The sequence below is a fragment of the Nostoc sp. DedQUE12b genome (assembly GCF_034530835.1).
In the GTDB taxonomy this organism is placed as follows: Bacteria; Cyanobacteriota; Cyanobacteriia; order Cyanobacteriales; family Nostocaceae; genus Nostoc.
The window spans coordinates 195,662-212,981 of sequence record NZ_JAVRCI010000002.1 but is presented as its reverse complement, the minus strand read 5'-3'; the positions used below and the strand labels follow the sequence as shown (position 1 = coordinate 212,981).

13 protein-coding genes are annotated in these 17,320 nt (G+C 41.8%); 6 read left to right on the top strand and 7 right to left on the bottom strand.

Annotation, left to right across the window (positions count from 1 at the left end; translation table 11 throughout):
• The first annotated feature begins 13 nt into the window (after positions 1-13).
• From RMY16_RS01835 to RMY16_RS01825, 3 genes are all read left to right on the top strand, one after another.
• Positions 14-895, top strand: coding sequence for a hypothetical protein (locus tag RMY16_RS01835; protein ID WP_322734923.1), 882 nt, complete (start codon positions 14-16; stop codon positions 893-895).
• A gap of 392 nt (positions 896-1,287) precedes the next feature.
• Positions 1,288-2,265, top strand: coding sequence for a hypothetical protein (locus tag RMY16_RS01830; protein WP_322734922.1), 978 nt, complete (start codon positions 1,288-1,290; stop codon positions 2,263-2,265).
• Positions 2,255-4,243: a RecQ family ATP-dependent DNA helicase gene (locus tag RMY16_RS01825; protein WP_322734921.1), complete on the top strand. Its 1,989-nt coding sequence runs from the start codon at positions 2,255-2,257 to the stop codon at positions 4,241-4,243. The genes RMY16_RS01830 and RMY16_RS01825 overlap by 11 nt, the downstream gene beginning before the upstream one ends.
• A gap of 239 nt (positions 4,244-4,482) precedes the next feature.
• On the opposite strand, the gene drmC is transcribed toward RMY16_RS01825, so the two are convergent.
• The 4 genes from drmC to RMY16_RS01805 form a co-directional block, all read right to left on the bottom strand.
• Positions 4,483-5,283 (bottom strand): DISARM system phospholipase D-like protein DrmC, encoded by an 801-nt coding sequence (gene drmC / locus RMY16_RS01820; RefSeq protein ID WP_322734920.1) that lies wholly within the window; start codon positions 5,281-5,283, stop codon positions 4,483-4,485.
• Positions 5,283-7,139 (bottom strand): DUF1998 domain-containing protein, encoded by a 1,857-nt coding sequence (locus tag RMY16_RS01815; RefSeq protein ID WP_322734919.1) that lies wholly within the window; start codon positions 7,137-7,139, stop codon positions 5,283-5,285. Before RMY16_RS01815 ends, drmC begins: the two co-directional genes overlap by 1 nt.
• Positions 7,140-7,173: 34 nt before the next feature.
• Positions 7,174-10,569, bottom strand: a complete 3,396-nt coding sequence (gene drmA, locus RMY16_RS01810) for a DISARM system helicase DrmA (protein WP_322734918.1) — start codon at positions 10,567-10,569, stop codon at positions 7,174-7,176.
• 184 nt (positions 10,570-10,753) lie between these two features.
• Positions 10,754-11,131 (bottom strand): hypothetical protein, encoded by a 378-nt coding sequence (locus tag RMY16_RS01805; protein ID WP_322734917.1) that lies wholly within the window; start codon positions 11,129-11,131, stop codon positions 10,754-10,756.
• Positions 11,132-11,155: 24 nt separating this feature from the next.
• Here RMY16_RS01805 and RMY16_RS01800 point away from each other — a divergent pair, with 24 nt between their 5' ends.
• Positions 11,156-11,275, top strand: a complete 120-nt coding sequence (locus RMY16_RS01800; RefSeq protein ID WP_322734916.1) for a DUF4351 domain-containing protein — start codon at positions 11,156-11,158, stop codon at positions 11,273-11,275.
• A 13-nt stretch (positions 11,276-11,288) separates the two neighbouring features.
• Here the strand turns inward: RMY16_RS01800 and RMY16_RS01795 are convergent, their stop codons facing one another.
• From RMY16_RS01795 to RMY16_RS01785, 3 genes are read right to left on the bottom strand one after another with little or no spacing between them, the layout of a single operon-like run.
• Entirely contained in the window at positions 11,289-11,738 is a 450-nt protein-coding gene (locus RMY16_RS01795) for a type II toxin-antitoxin system VapC family toxin (RefSeq protein WP_102206002.1), read from the bottom strand.
• Positions 11,738-12,043 (bottom strand): DUF2281 domain-containing protein, encoded by a 306-nt coding sequence (locus tag RMY16_RS01790; protein ID WP_102206001.1) that lies wholly within the window; start codon positions 12,041-12,043, stop codon positions 11,738-11,740. Before RMY16_RS01790 ends, RMY16_RS01795 begins: the two co-directional genes overlap by 1 nt.
• 35 nt (positions 12,044-12,078) lie before the next feature.
• On the bottom strand, positions 12,079-16,119 hold the full coding sequence (locus RMY16_RS01785; RefSeq protein WP_322734915.1) for an Eco57I restriction-modification methylase domain-containing protein: 4,041 nt from the start codon (positions 16,117-16,119) through the stop codon (positions 12,079-12,081).
• Between the two features lie 90 nt (positions 16,120-16,209).
• Here RMY16_RS01785 and RMY16_RS01780 point away from each other — a divergent pair, with 90 nt between their 5' ends.
• Entirely contained in the window at positions 16,210-16,764 is a 555-nt protein-coding gene (locus RMY16_RS01780) for a GNAT family N-acetyltransferase (RefSeq protein WP_322734962.1), read from the top strand.
• An 18-nt stretch (positions 16,765-16,782) separates the two neighbouring features.
• On the top strand, positions 16,783-17,319 hold the full coding sequence (locus tag RMY16_RS01775) for a hypothetical protein (RefSeq protein ID WP_322734914.1): 537 nt from the start codon (positions 16,783-16,785) through the stop codon (positions 17,317-17,319).
• The last annotated feature ends 1 nt before the right edge of the window (position 17,320 follow it).

Genomic DNA, 17,320 nt, shown 5'->3' with positions numbered 1-17,320 from the left:
ATAGCGAGGTTTTATGGCAGTAAGATTCCTAGAAAACAAGGGCAGTGGCAATATTCTAGAGATTAGTCGAGCTAGACTTTTAGAACTTACCCCCAATGTTTATCCCCTCACCTGGGAAGCGATTCTTTCAGGTAATGGTGATAGTGCAGCTATCTTGGGTGCAGGTTTTGCCGAACGTGAAGTTTTTTTTGGTTTTGAGGGAGTTGACTTAACGCGCTACCAACTTCCGACAATCGACTGTTACGACATTGCTACTGAGCCGCCAGAAAAGTTTTTAGCTTTACGCAGCCAATACCCAAACCTACAGTTAAATTATTTTTGCGATCGCAATCTAGCAGAACTAGAACTGACAAAACTTTACGCTCCTAATAGCCTGCGGCTAGTTTCGGTTCATGGAGTGTTAGATTACTTACAACCAGATGCTGTTACGAGAACATTACTCGATATTGTGAAAGTACAGCCAGAGGCAATATCGATAAGGCTATTTTTAATGGGCAACCCGTGGTCGCGGAATTTTGCGAGTGTAGAGCAACTAGCGATGGAATTAAATTCAATAGAAATTACTACAAGTGGCTTATTTGAGCCGATTTATTTTGATATATTTTGTCGTACAGGTGTTGTGCAATTAAATATTTTAGACCAGGATAAAATTGAACATAATTTGTTACCAATTTACGGTGCATCTCATGTCATGCCTGATAAACTAGTTGGTTATTTGAATACTCAAGGATATAAGCTTGTTGCAACTGATGTGTACTCACTTTCAAGTCAGGATTTACAAGGGAATGAGCTGCAGAATCACAATAGTAATAAAGATGTATCTTTAGATAATCCACATGGAATGTTGTTATTTTTCAATAAAGAAAATATTTATTTGAATCGAGTTAATCAATGAAGGTAAAACTGTCCTTTTGGACAGTTAATGGAATAATATTATTGCGAAAAAGCTATATTCATTGAAATAAAATAAGTTAACCGCATTACCATTGCAGATAATGTGGTTACGAACTGAATCAAAAAATAAAAAATCCTGCAAATATAGTATTTTTTGTTCCAAGAAGTAACCCAATACTTTTGCTTATCAACTTAACGTTTGCAGCGGGTGTTATATTTGCTCAGTTTGTGGGAACACTAAGAATACGGCTTTTGATTCCACTATAAAAATATAAACATAATGATTATACACAAACGTTACAGACAAGTGTAGACAATGACCCGTGTAACCATAAAACAACTAACGGATCTTTTTTGTTCAAGTCCCGCTAACTAAAAGGCAAAATCTAGAATATGTATTATCCGAACAACATTGAAGAAATTTGTTATGATCAAGACCATATTGAAAAGGTATGGGATGAAATGAAACAAGTTATCCCGACTTACTTCCAACAATATATTGATACAGAAGGCGGAAATTCAATACAAGAAAGCGAAATTGAAAAGCTCGCTGTAAAATTTGGTTCTACCTGCAAACCAAAAAGCAAGCCAAAAGACACAAAAAAAATTCTAGAAAGGCTTTTGAAAGAATCAATCAAACATTATGAAAAAGAACGCCTAGATTATCAAGATATCCTTCACTTAGAATCACTAGAAAAAGAATATAAAAAAGATGTTAACTCCTTTAAAAATACAGTTTTAAGAAATAACATTCCTATTATCAGAAAAACACTGCAAAACAAACAAGCTAAGGAACTTGATAAGTTTCGTGCAGCATTCAACACCGCGCAAGCAGGACAATTATTTGAAGTAGTATCTAACCTTGTTCAATTAGCAAATAAATTGCGTAATGAGTGGTATGAAGAAAATGAATTTGAAGAAATTGAGACATGCTATGATTTGGGATATTATGAGTTGGATGGAGAAGCCTACACAGTTTACGGAGTAATTGGCGGGGGAATTAAAAGTCATTTTATTTACAAGCTTTTTCCTGAAATGTATCCAAATAGAAGCAGAGAAGCTGTTTGGGCATTATATTATTTAAGCAGTAAGAAAAAGTTTGGTTGTAAAGAAGACTCTCAGTTTCTTATGATCAATGCGAGAGAAGGAACAACTCAGCAAAATTATTTTTATCCGTATGCCTTGTTTTCATTTTACGCTATTAGAATTTATCAGCAACTAAAAGAGCTTTATGCAAAGCATGGAGTAAGCCTACCTATTGAATATAGATTTGTTCCAGTGGATAGCTTTCTCTCATTTGTCGCAAGAACTCATCAGTCTGAAATTGACGATTTAAAGAAGAAAGCAGAAAGCTATCATTATGAATACTAAAGCAAAAGAAGTTTTTGAAAAAGAGTTTCCTGCTTTAGCAGGTGTGTTTTCTTTAAAACTATTTCAAGAAAAAGTAATTAACCATCTTATAGAGAATGGTTCAACATTAGCAGTAATGCCGACAGGTGGTGGGAAATCCCTCATTTATTGGGTTACTGCAAAAGCACTAAAAGGAACTTGTTTAGTTATTTCGCCATTGATAGCACTTATTGACGAACAGGCAGAAAAACTCGAAAAAGAAGGTTTTGAAGTCTTAGCTATTCACAGTGGTATGGGAGTTTCAGAACAAATGAAGCAATTAAAAAAATTTGCTAAGGGTGAATCTAAACCTGATTTCATTTTTGCTAGTCCAGAAAGGATGGCGACAGATGGATTTTTTGAATACTGTATTTCATTGCAGATAAATAAAATCAAATTAGTAGTTATTGATGAAGTCCATTGTATAAGCCAATGGGGATTTGATTTCCGACCATTTTACAAGCATATACCAACTTTTCTTAATTCAGTCTTTTCAGATAAATGGCCAACAATTTTAGGTTTGACAGCCACAATAAATCCAAAAGAGCTTATTGATATTACTACTGATTTTAAAATTAAGAAAAGTTCTATCATCAAAGATGATGTATTGTTAAGATTTGATATTGATTTGAAAGTTGAGAAGTTATCAAACGAAGAAGAAAAGAAAGATCGTCTTTGGCAAATAATAGATAACCACACCAACGAGAAAGTATTGGTTTATTTATATCGTAAATACCACAAAGGTGGTGTGGAAGATTTGTGTGAAACTGCAAATCAAAAGGGGCTAAAGGCATTATCATTTCATGGAGATATGAGTAGCTCCGAACGGCAAAGTGTTCTAAACGAGTTTAGAGATGGTTCAACCAATTTAGTTTTTGCAACAAATGCCTTTGGAATGGGTATTGATATTCCCAATATTCGAGTTGTAATTCATTTTATGATACCCGAATCTATTGAGCAGTATTATCAAGAAATTGGACGTTCAGGAAGAGACCAAAATGGTGCTATTTCTTATATGCTTTATTCTAATAAAAATGTTCAGGTAAGAAAAACACACTTTATCGACAAATCATTTCCTCAAGGGGATCAAATCAAAGAATTGTTCAAAAAGGCAACCAACAATGAAGTTGGTAAAAAGACTTTGCAATATTTTGCAGAAGAAGAATTACAATCGGCTCTACCTTATTTTTTGAATTGCGGTGCAATTACGATAGAAGGCAAAGGCTTTACAGGCTTAAAAGTTTTCAAAACTAACTCAAACCCTATGTTGAAGTCAATAATTGAATCTACAAGAACGGGAATGGTTGTTCCTGTATTGTTAAAACCCGAATTCTCAAAACTTACTTGTCGAGAATTTTTCAACATAACCTATAAAGCATTAGTTGATAATGAGGCAAAATTAGCTAAAAATCTTGACAAATGCTTAATTATTGAAGCAACAAAAGAATATCTTACTGATGAGCAAATTGAAACAATTAGTAATGAAACTGCAAGTAAAAGAGAGTATAAACATAATTTATTAGACTATCTCGTTTATCTCCTTGATAACTTTGACAGTTCAATTTCAATGCACCAAGATATTGGAAGATATTTAGGCGTAAGTAAACATTCACTAAATAAGATACATCAGGCTGAAAATGGGATTTGGGTTCGTTCAAAATCAGAAGTAATAATTGCAAATATTCTTTATCATTCAAATATTGATTTTCAATATGAAGAAAAACTTTTTTATAATGAATATCAATGGAAAGAACCTGACTTCACAATCAGACATAATGGCAATGTTTGGTATTGGGAACACCTTGGGCTTTTAGGTAACGAGCAATACAACGAAAATTGGCAGGAGAAAAAGGAAATTTACAAAGAACTTGGAGTATCTGACAAAGTATTAACGACAAAGGAAAGTGCGGTTTTAAGCAACCAAGTAAATGAGTTAGTTAAAAAAATTAAAATGACATAACAAGAATGGTTTCTTTACATCCATTGGAAATGCGATCATTTTCCTCGGACGCTTTTGTTACTTTCGGAAGTGAATAATCTGAAATGCCCATAGCATAAGACTTTTACCAAAAATTTTGATTTCAGGCATTCTGTTAGAAAATAAACGCTCAAATGCTTGCTTTCTCTACAATTAAAAATTTGGTTATTATTTTATTGACCTAGAGTAACAAAAGAGGAGTAACTGATTACACTAAATTATCAAATTCCCGGTACTCGACGTAGTATATTCTTTGCCACCAAGGTTTCAAACTGCGATCGCATTCCTTTAGCAGCTACAGGGTCATCAATTAGTACACCAGCCTCTATATTGCGTTCGTGGGCGGCTTCAGTAAAGTTGGCTGAAGTTACAAGCAAGCGTTCTTCATCTACGACAACGCATTTGGCGTGAAGACAGGCTTTTGTATATGCACCTGGGGCGAGGGAACGGGGGTCATAAAACACCTCTGGTAAGCGTTGTCCCGTCCAGATTTCTTTACGAAAGGTGTCTGCAAACTCTTTTAAAAGCGTTGACTCTGGTAATTTATTGTTGTGCGATCGCTTCACGTTAAGGAACATCCTGACATTTAGTTCTAGATTCGCATCCATCCGGGAAGCCAGGACACCAAACAGAGCTTGTGCTTTTTTCCCTTTGTCAACAGCAAAACTAGAAATAAGGATGCTACTTTTGGCTGTGCTGAATAACTCGCGCACGACAACGCTAGTATCGCGGCTTTGAGAACCGACGACTTCCTGTCCTGTCCAAACCAACTCTACTCTGTCGTGTACTTCCTGAGATGCTGACCGTTCTGCTGCTAGCAGGCGCAATGTATAAGCTATGTGGTCAGAAGTAGCACCCATTGCATTGAGTCGATTAAGTTCCTCAACAATACCGCCACTGAGAATTTCCGGTACGTAGGTTTTAATAATTGATATAGTAAAAGGTGGATGAAGTCTTCCTGTTTCAAGGGCTGTAGCCAAACTGATCAAAACTGGTCGGCTCAGTTGGAGAAACGCTGCCATCACATTTCCTGATTTAGAAAAAACTCAGCACCCAAACCCTCAACTGTAGGTACTACAAGCGCCCGGTCGAGAAATTCGTTACCACGTTCGCAGGAAGATTCAGCAATTAACAAACAACCGTGACAGGCTGCACCATGCAAAAAACGCTCCTCTTGTACATTGTCTGGCTGGTGTTGGGCACAAACAGGGTCATTGGAACATAGCCTTCCCGATTCTAATGCTGTAGTTAGGTGATACTCAATTCGCTTGCCAATTTGTACCAGACCCCCCAAATTTCCCTCCGACCCAGGTGAACCAGTGTATAAAAGAATTCCATAGCCTGTTTCACCAACATAAATGCGTTCACGAATTGATGAAGCAGCATAACCGCACTCTAGGGATACTGCTGTAATCAACAGGTGTGACAAGGAGTGCAGCATAATATAAGGTAATCCGGGGAATTTAGCGTCCTCTTGCGCCTTGCGCTTTTGCCACACCTCGAAGCCCCTCAGCAATTCCAGCCCACGTTTTTGTACCGCAGGCTGCTTTACCCAATTTTCTATTGCCTGTTTTTGAAAGCTGATAAATACGCCTTCGCCACGGTTTTCTATGGCAGGAACCCAGCTTGGTTCAATATCAAGGGCTGCCCGTCGCACATCCAGAGCCAGTTCGCCATCAATATCAGGCATTGCAGGTTCAAAGCGGGTAAACCCGACTTGGGCAATGACCTCTCGTAGGCGATGCACTAAAATAATCCGGTCAATACGAGACGATAATAATGGGGGCAAACTAGTTAACTTGCGGGCGCGGGCATAAAAGTCACCATCTGGAGCATCTTCTCCCATCTCTTCTGGGCTAGAAAGCAGTGTTTCAATTTCCACTTGCTTGATGCTTTTATCTTGGTCTCCTTGTCCGCTTTGCTTGCGCTGTATTTCTAACCACACAGCTTCATCGCTAAATCCCTCTAAAGCATTAGCAACTTTTTGTTTGCGTCGTTCTCTTTTGATATCATCTGAACTTTCTGCATACTGAAGAAAGTCTTCATAAACCAAATTAACTGCTTCTCGCATTGCTGCGTCTGAGTCTGGGAGGGAGATAACGCTCAAAACTTGCGAAAAGTAGGTATTACTTGCAGCCCTTACCAAAAGTCGGTTGTACTCTTGTTTACCAGTGAGGCGGGAAACACAAGGTTCAAAAGCTTTTGGCCCTAGCCAAGGACGATTCCCCAGACATTGACCCAAAATTTTGCTATTGGGTACTGTTACATCAGAGAGAGGACGACGAGTGCCGCAGGCTTCACAGCGAATAAAGATATCTACGAAATCATTGCCAGAACCACGTTCGTCAAGCCAAAGCTGCCCCCGGCATTTACTGGAAGGATCGCTATTGCTGTGGACAAAGCGATACCAGTCGATATCGCTGATGTGTCCGTTCACACAGGCTTGGACAAAGCGAACCGGGACAACTGGTATTTTCTTTTTGGTATCGCTGAGGTATTTACCTTTAACTAAACTACCCCAAGGTATCAGAGGACGGGTACGATATTCTTTGCCGTTAGGGGAAGTCCAAGTTTCTTCTACTTGGGCAACAAACCAAGTGGGGAAGGTAAAAGCTGAAATTCCACTTCTGGCGGCGCTTGGGTCTTGCTCGTCCGTAGGTGGCGCATACATGGTAATGTCTCTGACACCCAAAATCTCGGCAACTCTGGCTGCAAGGCGGTCTTCGTAAATTCGCTGTCTATTACCCCGCCAATGGTTGAGTCCGCCGATAATTACTGAGTAATTTGGTAAGTCCACCATTGAGCCAGGGCCAAAGGTGGAAATAATTTGGCTTTGCCGTATTTCTCCTGAAGGCTTGCGTTTGCTTTTTGACTTCATTTCTCTTTCTTCTCTGCGTCTTGGCGGTTCGTTTTCATTTCTCGTCCTCCTCAACCTCAAAACCATCAGGGTTACAAACCCACAAGTTTACTGTTGGTTCCACATCCCGCAGGCTGCGTTGTGCTTTGAACTTGCGTGCTTCCATTGGTTGCTTTTCAAGTTCTGGGTCAAGGGGGTCAAATAATAATGGCGGTGCTTGTCCTACTTCTTGTTGGTATTGCAAGCTAATTTTTTGACTGGCGATGCGTTCCCAAGTGTCCAGTAAATCTTTCACCCGTCCGCGAACTTTTTGACGTAGTGCTTCGGCTTCCACAGCATCAAGTTCTTTATCGTGCATTTCTGCGCGATCGCTAATGGCATCGACAACATATTCTAAATCCTGCCGATGTTGTAAAATATCGATAGCGCGGGGTGGTGCAGTCATGCCAGGATGTCCTAAACGCGCCAAGGCGACGGTGATAGCGGCGATACCCCTGTCAATGGCACGAGGTGAAAATGGGGTGACGCTAGTTGCTTCTACAGAACGATAAAAGCTGGTATGCCAAGCTGGGAAGCGTTCATAGTGAGAGCGATCGCGTGGTCGATGTATATTTAATAATGTAATCACCAAACCAGGGCGATTTTCATCCCGTCCTACCCGACTAGTAGATTGAATATACTCGGATGCTGTTTTCGGTTGACCCAACACAACCATCAACCCTAGACGGGTGATATCCAAACCCACGGATATCATATTCGTTGCTAAAGCTACATCGATATGCTTCTTCTCGTGGAATAGCAGTGCCAAGTAGCTTTTTATTTCAGCAACAACGTTAGTACTAACGCGGGAAGTCAGTTCCGCCGGTTCGTAGGCAATTTGACGGTCGGCAAATAAACCTTCAGTTTCGTTGACTCGCTTTCTGAGGCTATACCTTGCTAGACGAGAGTTGACTTCATCTTCAACGATGCGGCGACTACCACCTAGTTCGCGTAGGGAGTTAAAATATCCCAGCAGGGTCATGTAAGGGTCTGCGGGGTTATCAAGATTTTTTGCCCCTCCTGCTGCTTGATAATGTTTCTGTGCTGCACCCAGTAATGCTAAGTAAGTTCGTAATAGTACCACTTTTAAGCTTCGTCCCTGCGCTGCAATTCCCACGTAGGTACGGGCGTTACTGATGCTTGCTGGCACTGTTTTGGCGAAAAACGAATCGCGGCGATCGGGGCCTGGAGGTGGGAAAATATCTACAGCATCTCGACCAAATAGCGCTCGAATTTGTTTGCTAGCTCTCCGTACTGTTGCGGTGGATGCAATAATTTTGGGGCGTAATTTTTTACCGTTAATTTGTCGGCTGCATAGTTCGTCAATGGCGGTTTCATACAACCCTACCATTGTTCCCAAAGGGCCGGAAATCAGGTGCAACTCGTCTTGAATAATCAGGTCTGGGGCTGGTAAATGACCAGCAAGTGCTTGACCGCGACCGGGATGGGCGGGCCCGTAAAAACCATCTTTGTCATAACGGTCTACCAGTCCAAATAATGCTCCAGTTTCTCCTACCCAAGGGAGATTGGCGAATTTATCGACGGTGGCGATAATAAAGCTGGGTAATCGTTGGTAAATTGGTTCATCTACTGCGACGATGGGCAAGGATTGATTGCGGGTAAATTTGCATTTGCGGTTAATACAAGTAATTTGTAGTGACTTTGGCTGATGGGAATCTGGGAGTAACTGGAAGGAGTCAGAGGTAAACCGTTTACCGCACCAAGGACAGTTTTCTAAAGGGATGGGTGAAGGTTTGCGGGTGTCATTTTGAAAGGCAATAGTACGGGCGCGGGCAGTGTATTCATCGTTATCGCCTTTTTTTCCCATCCGGTTGGGAGTGGCGGTTTGTCCCACCCACAGCCCAATTTCAAAGGGCCAGGGGCCTAATTTTTGTGTATCTTTTTGTCTTTCTAGCTCTAAAGCGCAGACAAGAGTAGCAGCACGGCTTAATTGGTCGAGGGTAAGCAGGCGCAGGGTATAACGCATCAAGACACTTACGCCAGCTGCATTTATCGTGGGATTTCGCAGGCGGCGCAGTACCATTGCGAATGCTGCTAGACCTAAGTAAGCTTCGGTTTTACCACCGCCTGTGGGGAAAAACAGCAAGTCTACTAATTCTCGGTCAGGGTGTTCGGGATGGGCGATACCAACCAAGTTCATTAACAAAAACGCCAGCTGAAACGGTCGCCATGCCGGAGGCTTGACAGATTCTGGGGTAATATCTGTATTGTGGGTAGAACGCTGACGAATAGCAATGGCGATCGCTCGATTTGCAATCCGAAATGCTTCTAATATATTGGGGTCATCCAGTGCTTGCAGTCCGGCGGCGATGCGTTTGTTTACCCTGGTTGCCCGGTCTAGTAAGTCGTTAGCAACTTCAATTCGTTCTGGGTCATTAGGAAACTTTACCTTTTGTCCTTCAATCCACACCCCATAAGCATCAACCATCCCAGACATCATATTTCGCAGAGTTTCGACTGTGGGTGCGGCGGCGAGTGCTTCCATCCCCAGTTCTACGCCTGGAACCTGGGCGGCTACTACCTTTTCTACATCAGCAATGGGCATCCAAGCAGTGCGGACTTCTTGACAAGTAGCGTCATCGTTGGTGATGGCGACAGCTGAAACGTTATGTCCCACCGCATATTCATAATCATCTCGATACTGTAAATCTGCTACCTTCTCATCCCAATCATCACCGTGTCGTCCGCGCAGGTTGGGACGGGAGACGAGAGAATAAGGAGTGCGGATGATGAGGCAAGTTTGGAAGGCGAAGGCGATATCGCTGTATGGGTTGGCGGCTGGAGGGCGATAGTTCACCAGGAACACGGATGCGGAACGAGTCCCAGCAGGAACCAACTCTGCCGCAGTTACGGGACGTACTGAGGTAACTAGTCTCAAACCATGACTACCAGGAATTTCCCAATGTTTGGGTGCATTACTTACATGGAGAGGAACGGTTAATTCTGCTTGTCCGGGGGTTCTTTGCCACAGCCGGGGTAACTGGAGTTGGTTTTTAGAGTCTTCCTGATTTTCTTCATTCTCTTCATCAACTGGACAGTAATCGCCCCAGTGAACAGTAACACTTATTTCCTTGGCGGTTGCTGGTACAAGAATACTTAAACCCATTGAAGAGGGAAAAAATGCTCTCCGGGCGGAGGCACTTTCGGGTTGCTTTTCATCATCGCCAGCGTTGACTTGAGAAATCTCGTCGATGTCATCGTTACCTATATCTTCTGAACGCTGTTCTACCGAAGCTTCATAAGGCACTAAAAAACCTGTGAGATACCACTTAGATGGAGCTTGGTCGATAATTTCGTCAACGTGGGCGATATCATTGGGTGTAGGCCCCACTAAGTCAAGTTGTAGGGCATCAATGAGACATGAACGCACTTCGGCAGGAGTATTGGGCATAGTGTATCGCTGTTTACTCCCTTGAAAGATATAACAAGCAATTAACTGTTTATCTTATGTTGCCCGAAGTAGTTAAAAGTGTCAAATAATACTTTTGTTTAAAATCGTAGAAATCATTTGAGTTCAATGGTCACGTCAAAATTAAACTTATCCCCTAAAAATAGGCTGATGTGCTGATTATTACCTAATCCCACCAAGCATATAACTTTTGAGAATTTATCTCTAGCTCATCGCATCCCCAAACAAATTGAACAAATTCACCAACAAAATCTAAGTCTTCCACACCGATAACTGTAATCGCATCAACAACTAAATTGGAGTTTTCTGCGTTGGTAAATGCTACTCCATCAAAATTTACTATTAACCCTTTTTCTTGGCAGCGCTGTCCAAATTCGATAAATAAACCTACGGATGGAGCCGCGTTAAAACTTGCAGATGTTGTAGTGTAACCCTCTTTAACGATCTGTTCCAATGATTCCAATGATAAGCCGTGAAACTTAATTGCATTAGGCGTATATTCACTAATTGTAGTACCCAGGATTTCCTCAATACGTTGAACCATAAATTTAATGACATAGATTCATCATTGATTGATAGAATTCGAGTGCTATCTGTTGAAAAGATAGATGATTTAGCAGAAGCACTACTAGACTTTTCAGAAATATCTGATTTAGTAGCTTGGTTAAACCAGAATGAAAGTAATTAATTTCATCAATTTTTCAACTTGTCAACCACGATTCAACAGATAATGTTTTTACTTCTTTAATACGCTGAAAATCGCTATCGGCTGAGACGATGGTAAGATTATGTTGTAGAGCAATCGCTGCAATCCACAAGTCATTTTCACCAAAACCTAAATCAGTTATTTTAGTTTTTCTCCGCTTGCTTTTTTCTTTGGGCGCAAATTGATTGAATAAATCCGTTTTGAGTTGTCCGTATAAATCAGCAGTATATTCATCTATTCGGTAAATAGAAATATCTTCAAGAAATTCTATTAATCGCGCTATGTTAGTTTCTTTTTGTTGGGATCTCTCCATCATGTAGCGAAGTTCTCCCTGTACAATCACACAAGTAAAAATATTAGATTCCCCAACTTCACTAATGCGACGAATTACATTAGTTTCGCCCAATATAATTGCGCTGCAATGGTTTGTATCAAGTAAGTACATTATTCAAAAGGATTAGATTCATAATCAAATTTAGCTTTACCACGAGTAGCATAAACTGACTGAAGGCATTCTTCAAAATCATCACCAGCCCATGTCCCTGCGTGTCTGAGAAGAGAACGTCCAGAAGCCGGACGGTATGATGTTTGAGAATTATCGTTTGGGTTTTGTTCTAGCTGTGGTTGTTCTGGTGATAATATCCGTTGTTGCTGTTTAGTTTGCAAAAATTGTACAAAATCTAAAATTTCCTGCAATAGAGGCTCAGGTAATTTTTCTAGTTCTTGTGTAATCTGTTCTTTAATTGTCATTATCTTTCCTTGTATTTAGACCATTTAATTTCAAATCACTCCAAATTTAACCCTGGTATTATTGGCGCATCTTCTTTAATTTTACGTGCTTTACTAGCTTTCTTTTTACTAGCTTTCTCCTTGGTTTTCTTTTGTGCTGCTTTCCCGCCGAGAATTTCCATGTTTGCTCGCTCTTGGTTAAGGTCGAGTAGGCGTGCTAAAACTTCATCATGCACTTCTTCTGTCCAACGGTAGCGCCAAGGTTTTTTTCGCTGTCGTCCGTTGCTGGTTTGTTCTTCTTCGTTTTCATCGTCGTAGTCTAGCAGGAAGGTGCAGTCGGTGGGGATGTCACTCCAGCCGTAAGCTTCGAGGACGGCTTTATCCATTGCGGCGTGCAGTAAGCGTAATTTTAGGATATCAGCGTCGCGTTCTTCTGGGTCGTGGAAGCGGTTGTAGGTGTCGGTTAGTCCCTGGTTATTGCGAACCATTAAGGCGGCACGGTATTCGTAGTATTCTTTGCCTACTGCTTCTAGGGTGGGGTTAGTTTCCCAGTTTTCAGGGAAGGGGAAGGTTTCAAAGCAGTCAGAAGGCGTATATACAGGGTCATCTTTCATAGTTGACCCAAAAAATAATGCCCACATTTCATGTATTCGGGAGTGTAATATAGCAAAAGATGAAAATAACGGTAGAGCAAATACAATTAACTTTTGGTCAAATACATAGTTAGTTTTTAAGAATGTAAATGTTCTGTATTTACTTGTTTGTCCGCAAACCAATACCCTATCTAATCCGGTAATTGCTTTATACAGTTCTCCTCGTGGTCGCTCAAACTTCCACCAAGCTGATGTTGAATGACTTGCACGAGTTCCTTTAACTTTTGCCTCAATAATCTTCATCAAGTCAGGATAGGTTTGAACCTCAGCTTCACTCATATCACCAAAATTGATCACATAACGGCTATGATTATGAATTGGGCTGCTATTGACCTCGTAACCTCCAATGTAAGGAAAAATGCGTTCATGATTTCTTGAATCTTTTTCAATTAAACTTTGCATTTCTGCGATTGGAGTAGCATCGGGATTTGAGTCATCAAAAGTGAAACCTGTACCTAGTATGTAGCTTCCAACAAAACCTATATCTTTGTTTTCTAATAGTAATGCTATATCTTCGTTTCCCCCTGCATGAAACAGAAACGCAGAAATCAGGGAAACCTCTCGCCCATTTAAAAGTTTTAATCCTTTATAAATTCCTTTAAAAACATTAACCACACTCACAATTACCGCCGCAAGTCCAGGCCACTTCAACCGCTTTTGAGCATTATAAATTGTGCCTTTATTCTGACAAATCCAACGTAGCCCGGTACTACGAGTATCACCTTGAGCAATAGTATTTGTAGCAATTAGTCCAAACGTTCCACCTTCTCGCAATATCTCAAAAGCACGACGGAAGAAAAACGCCACAATATCAGAATTCCCGTGAGACTCTGGGTAAACTTCCTTTAACCAATCTTGATAACCGGGTGCATGAGCATTAATTGTTGTATTCTTCCCCGCAAACGGCGGATTCCCAATAATTGCATCAAACCCCGAATTCTCCCTATCAAAAACCTCTGGAAACTCAATATCCCAGTTAAACGGAATAATCCCCTTGTCTCCACTCCGCAACCTGCTAGCAATTTCTTCCAAACCTTCAGTATCAGCTTGGTGATATCGCCATTTCTTCACCAATTCTGCAATCTCAGCTTCCCTCTCCTCTCGCTGCTTCTTATTACTTCCCTCAAAAAACGCCGCAATTCTCACATCCCCCGTTAACCGCGCTTGGTGCAATTCTTGCTCTACCTTATATAGATAATCCCGCTTTTGGTCATCATCAGCATCACTGCGGGTATCCAACGCCTGAATTTCCGCCCGATAAGAACGCGCACGGTCAAGTTGCTCTTTCAAATATACAAATAGCGGTAAATCGTCAGTTGCATCCTTCCCAAAAGACCCAATCTGCTCTTTCCTCAACCCTACCAGCGAATCTCCACACTTGAGCGCATGGTCAAGAAATGTAAACGGTAAATCCTTCGCCAGCGTCACCAACCATAAAGATAACTTCGCCAAATTCACCGCAAACGGGTTTTTATCCACGCCATATAAACACCGTTGCGCCACCAAGCGACGCGCAATTAATAAAGGTTCTTCTTTGCCAGAATTGCTAATCGTCGCATTCTGGTTGCGATCGTTATCAATTATCGTATTCTGATTGCGATCGCTATCAATTATCGCATTCTGGTTGCGATCGCTAATTCCCAGGCGGGTATCGTTTTCCTCGCGTTCCCACGCTTCCACCACCTTCTCAGCCAATTGACGACAGGTTTCTACCAAAAACGCACCAGAACCCATCGCCAAATCACAAACTTTCAAAGATAAAATCTGTTCCGCAGTCGGTTTTTCTCCCAACGCTTCCAACACCGGACGCAGCGTTGTTTCCACAATCGGTTTAGTGAGTGGCCTGGGCGTATAATGCGAACCAGAACGCCTGCGTTCTTCCCCTGGCTGCAAGTACAGCGAACCCACAGGCAACAAATTAGGTGTTTGCCGCGATACCTTCCGACCTAGTGCAATCACTACATCTTCTAACGTCTGCGCCGCCTTCAGTTCCTTGAGGACATTCCCTGATACCTCACAATTTGCCCATTCCTTCAGTAACTTCTGACGGTCAGCTGACTTTGCTGCCAAAATCGCCGTCACATCTACTACCACCGTGGTAGAAACCTTTGATCCCTTGGGCTTGCTGTAAACTCCAATACTCGGACTTTCTGCCCGTTCCACAGCAAAACCCATAATGCCCTCATACACCGAGCCAATTTGCTCCACATCTAACGCCCGATAAGACAGGCGCTCCCCTTCTAAAATTAGTAATTTTTCTAACAAACGATACACTACACCATCGGGAATTCGCGGAGGCTCGATTGGTTGAGCCTTGACAAACTTACTACCGCGTGAGCGACCTTCCAAAAACGCATACTCATCCGGGTCAAAAAGCTGACCATGCCTTGCTGGTAAATACTCTGGTGTTTGTCCGCCGCCGTCATAAACCAATCGAAACAAACTCAACAGCCACACCCACGCCCCATAACGCTGATCCATCGTATCAGGGTAATTCCCCGCGTCTTCTCGTAGCCGTTCATACAATCCAGATACAGAATAGTTACGCTGGTAAACATCGTCTGGTGGCATTAACCCTTCGTCCTCAGCGTAGAGCAAAAACACCAGCCGCATCAGTGTAGTGATTAATCCACCATAAATGTGTTGCGGATTTGTGGCAGCAATTTCACTTAAGAGCTTACCATCAACAGCCGCATCCGCCATCTGAAACCCACGCAGCAGTTCCCACAAAGCATCTAGTACTTGGTTAGCCAAGGTTGTAGAAACTTCTGCTTGGTACTTACGGCTATCTTCCAACAAATTTTGTAAACGACGGCCTGTAGTGGCACTAAACACACGAAATGCCGACAGCAGCATTTCCATCGCCCCCAAAATCAGCCGTCCAGACACCTCACACATCGCCTGTACTGGAAAAGTCAAATGTCCAGAAGACTCGCCCCGTGGCGCATACACTAAACGCAGCAACCCACCATTACACAACAAACCTATGGGTATTTGCGTCTCCCGTAACAACCGCTCAAACTTAGCTTGGGGGCTGGCGTGCCAACCACTGCTAGACTTAGTTAATTCTGGTGCGACTACATCCAAGTCAGTACCAGAAGAAATTATTTGCACCAAAATCTGCGGCTTGTCGCTATCCGGGTCAGGCACAATATAGGTAGGCGCAAGAATTTCGCTGTAATCAGTTAAAGCTATCTCGTATTCTAGTGATGGTTTAACAAGGTCACTATCAGCCCAGCTTAATACATTTACCACAAAAGCCGGAAAATCAGCAATATAGCCATCCTCATCAACCGCAGCCAGCAATGATTGTTGCAAATCTACAATATTGCGGTTGACCACCGCCTGCGCCTTCACCAACGCCGGGGGAGATACTACCAACCCTACAGGCTGGAGAAAACCCAACCACTCTTTATGTCTCGTGATTTCTGGGTCAATCGCCATCGTTTCTCCTTTGCGGTCTTTGAGTCTGGTACAGTTTGTTTACTTAATCTGATAACATCAAAATCTGCTAATGCACACGATATTGGTGCGATGCGAACAAAAATACAACTAATTCGCGGTCAAGATAGCATGACCGTGGAAGCAGATTTAGTAGAATTAGTGCAAAAGCACGTCAATGATTATGCCTCAGAGTGGAAAGAACAATTAAGATTGTACGGACAAGAAGATAAATTTTGGGACTGGGAGTTTAAACTTCAGTTCGTTATTCACAGACAACCAAACCGCGAAGGCTATGCAATTGAGTACGAAGGCGAAACTCAAGGGTTAATGCTGATTGAAACTCAAATGCACGGTTCGCGTATCAGTGAGGGTAAACGGTTAGTATACATTGATGGAATTGCTTCTGCGCCTTGGAATCGGGAATTTATTCAACGTCCGCCCAAATTAAAAGGCGTTGGTACTGCACTCTTAGCATTTGCCAGAAACCGCAGTATCGAACTAGGTTACGAGGGTAGAGTAGGGTTACATTCGCTACCAGGAGCAGAAGAATTTTATGATAATCAAGGGATGATTGATTTGGGAGAGGATGAAGATTACGAAGACTTGGTTTATTTTGAGTATGGAGTTCGCCGTTCTTCTGAATAAGGTAGCGAGGTGAAGTTAATGAATCAGGAAGAACCTAATTATATTCAAAGCACTTTTAATCAAGAAAATGCAGTAAATCCGATGGATTTATTGTTTGATGAAAAATGGTTGAGAAAAGCTGTTGAAGCAGAAGATAAAGTAGGTGGGAACATTGGTGCTGGCTTGGATTGGGGTTCTGGATTTGGCGACCTCATGCTTAACTTTGAACTTTTAGGACGTTTAACAACATTACGTATTTCTCTTAATAGAGAAGTGCGGTTGCTGCTGAATAATTGGAATTTAGGAACAGCTACAAAAATTGCGGTAAAAACTGCAAGAGATAGATTACTTCAAAGATTAAGACTACCTACACCAGAAGTAAGAGAACACCTACTCGTTGTTTTGGGAACAGATGAACTTTATGGCGAAGAGTTTATCTCTAATCGAGAGATACTACGCGAATTGCTTGCGGTGTTGTTGAAACAAGAAGATTGGGAAACTATTGCAGCAGTTGCAGCAGATTCGTTAAAAGAGCGAATTATGTATCAAGTTTCTGTTGAAAAAATTTCAGCATAAG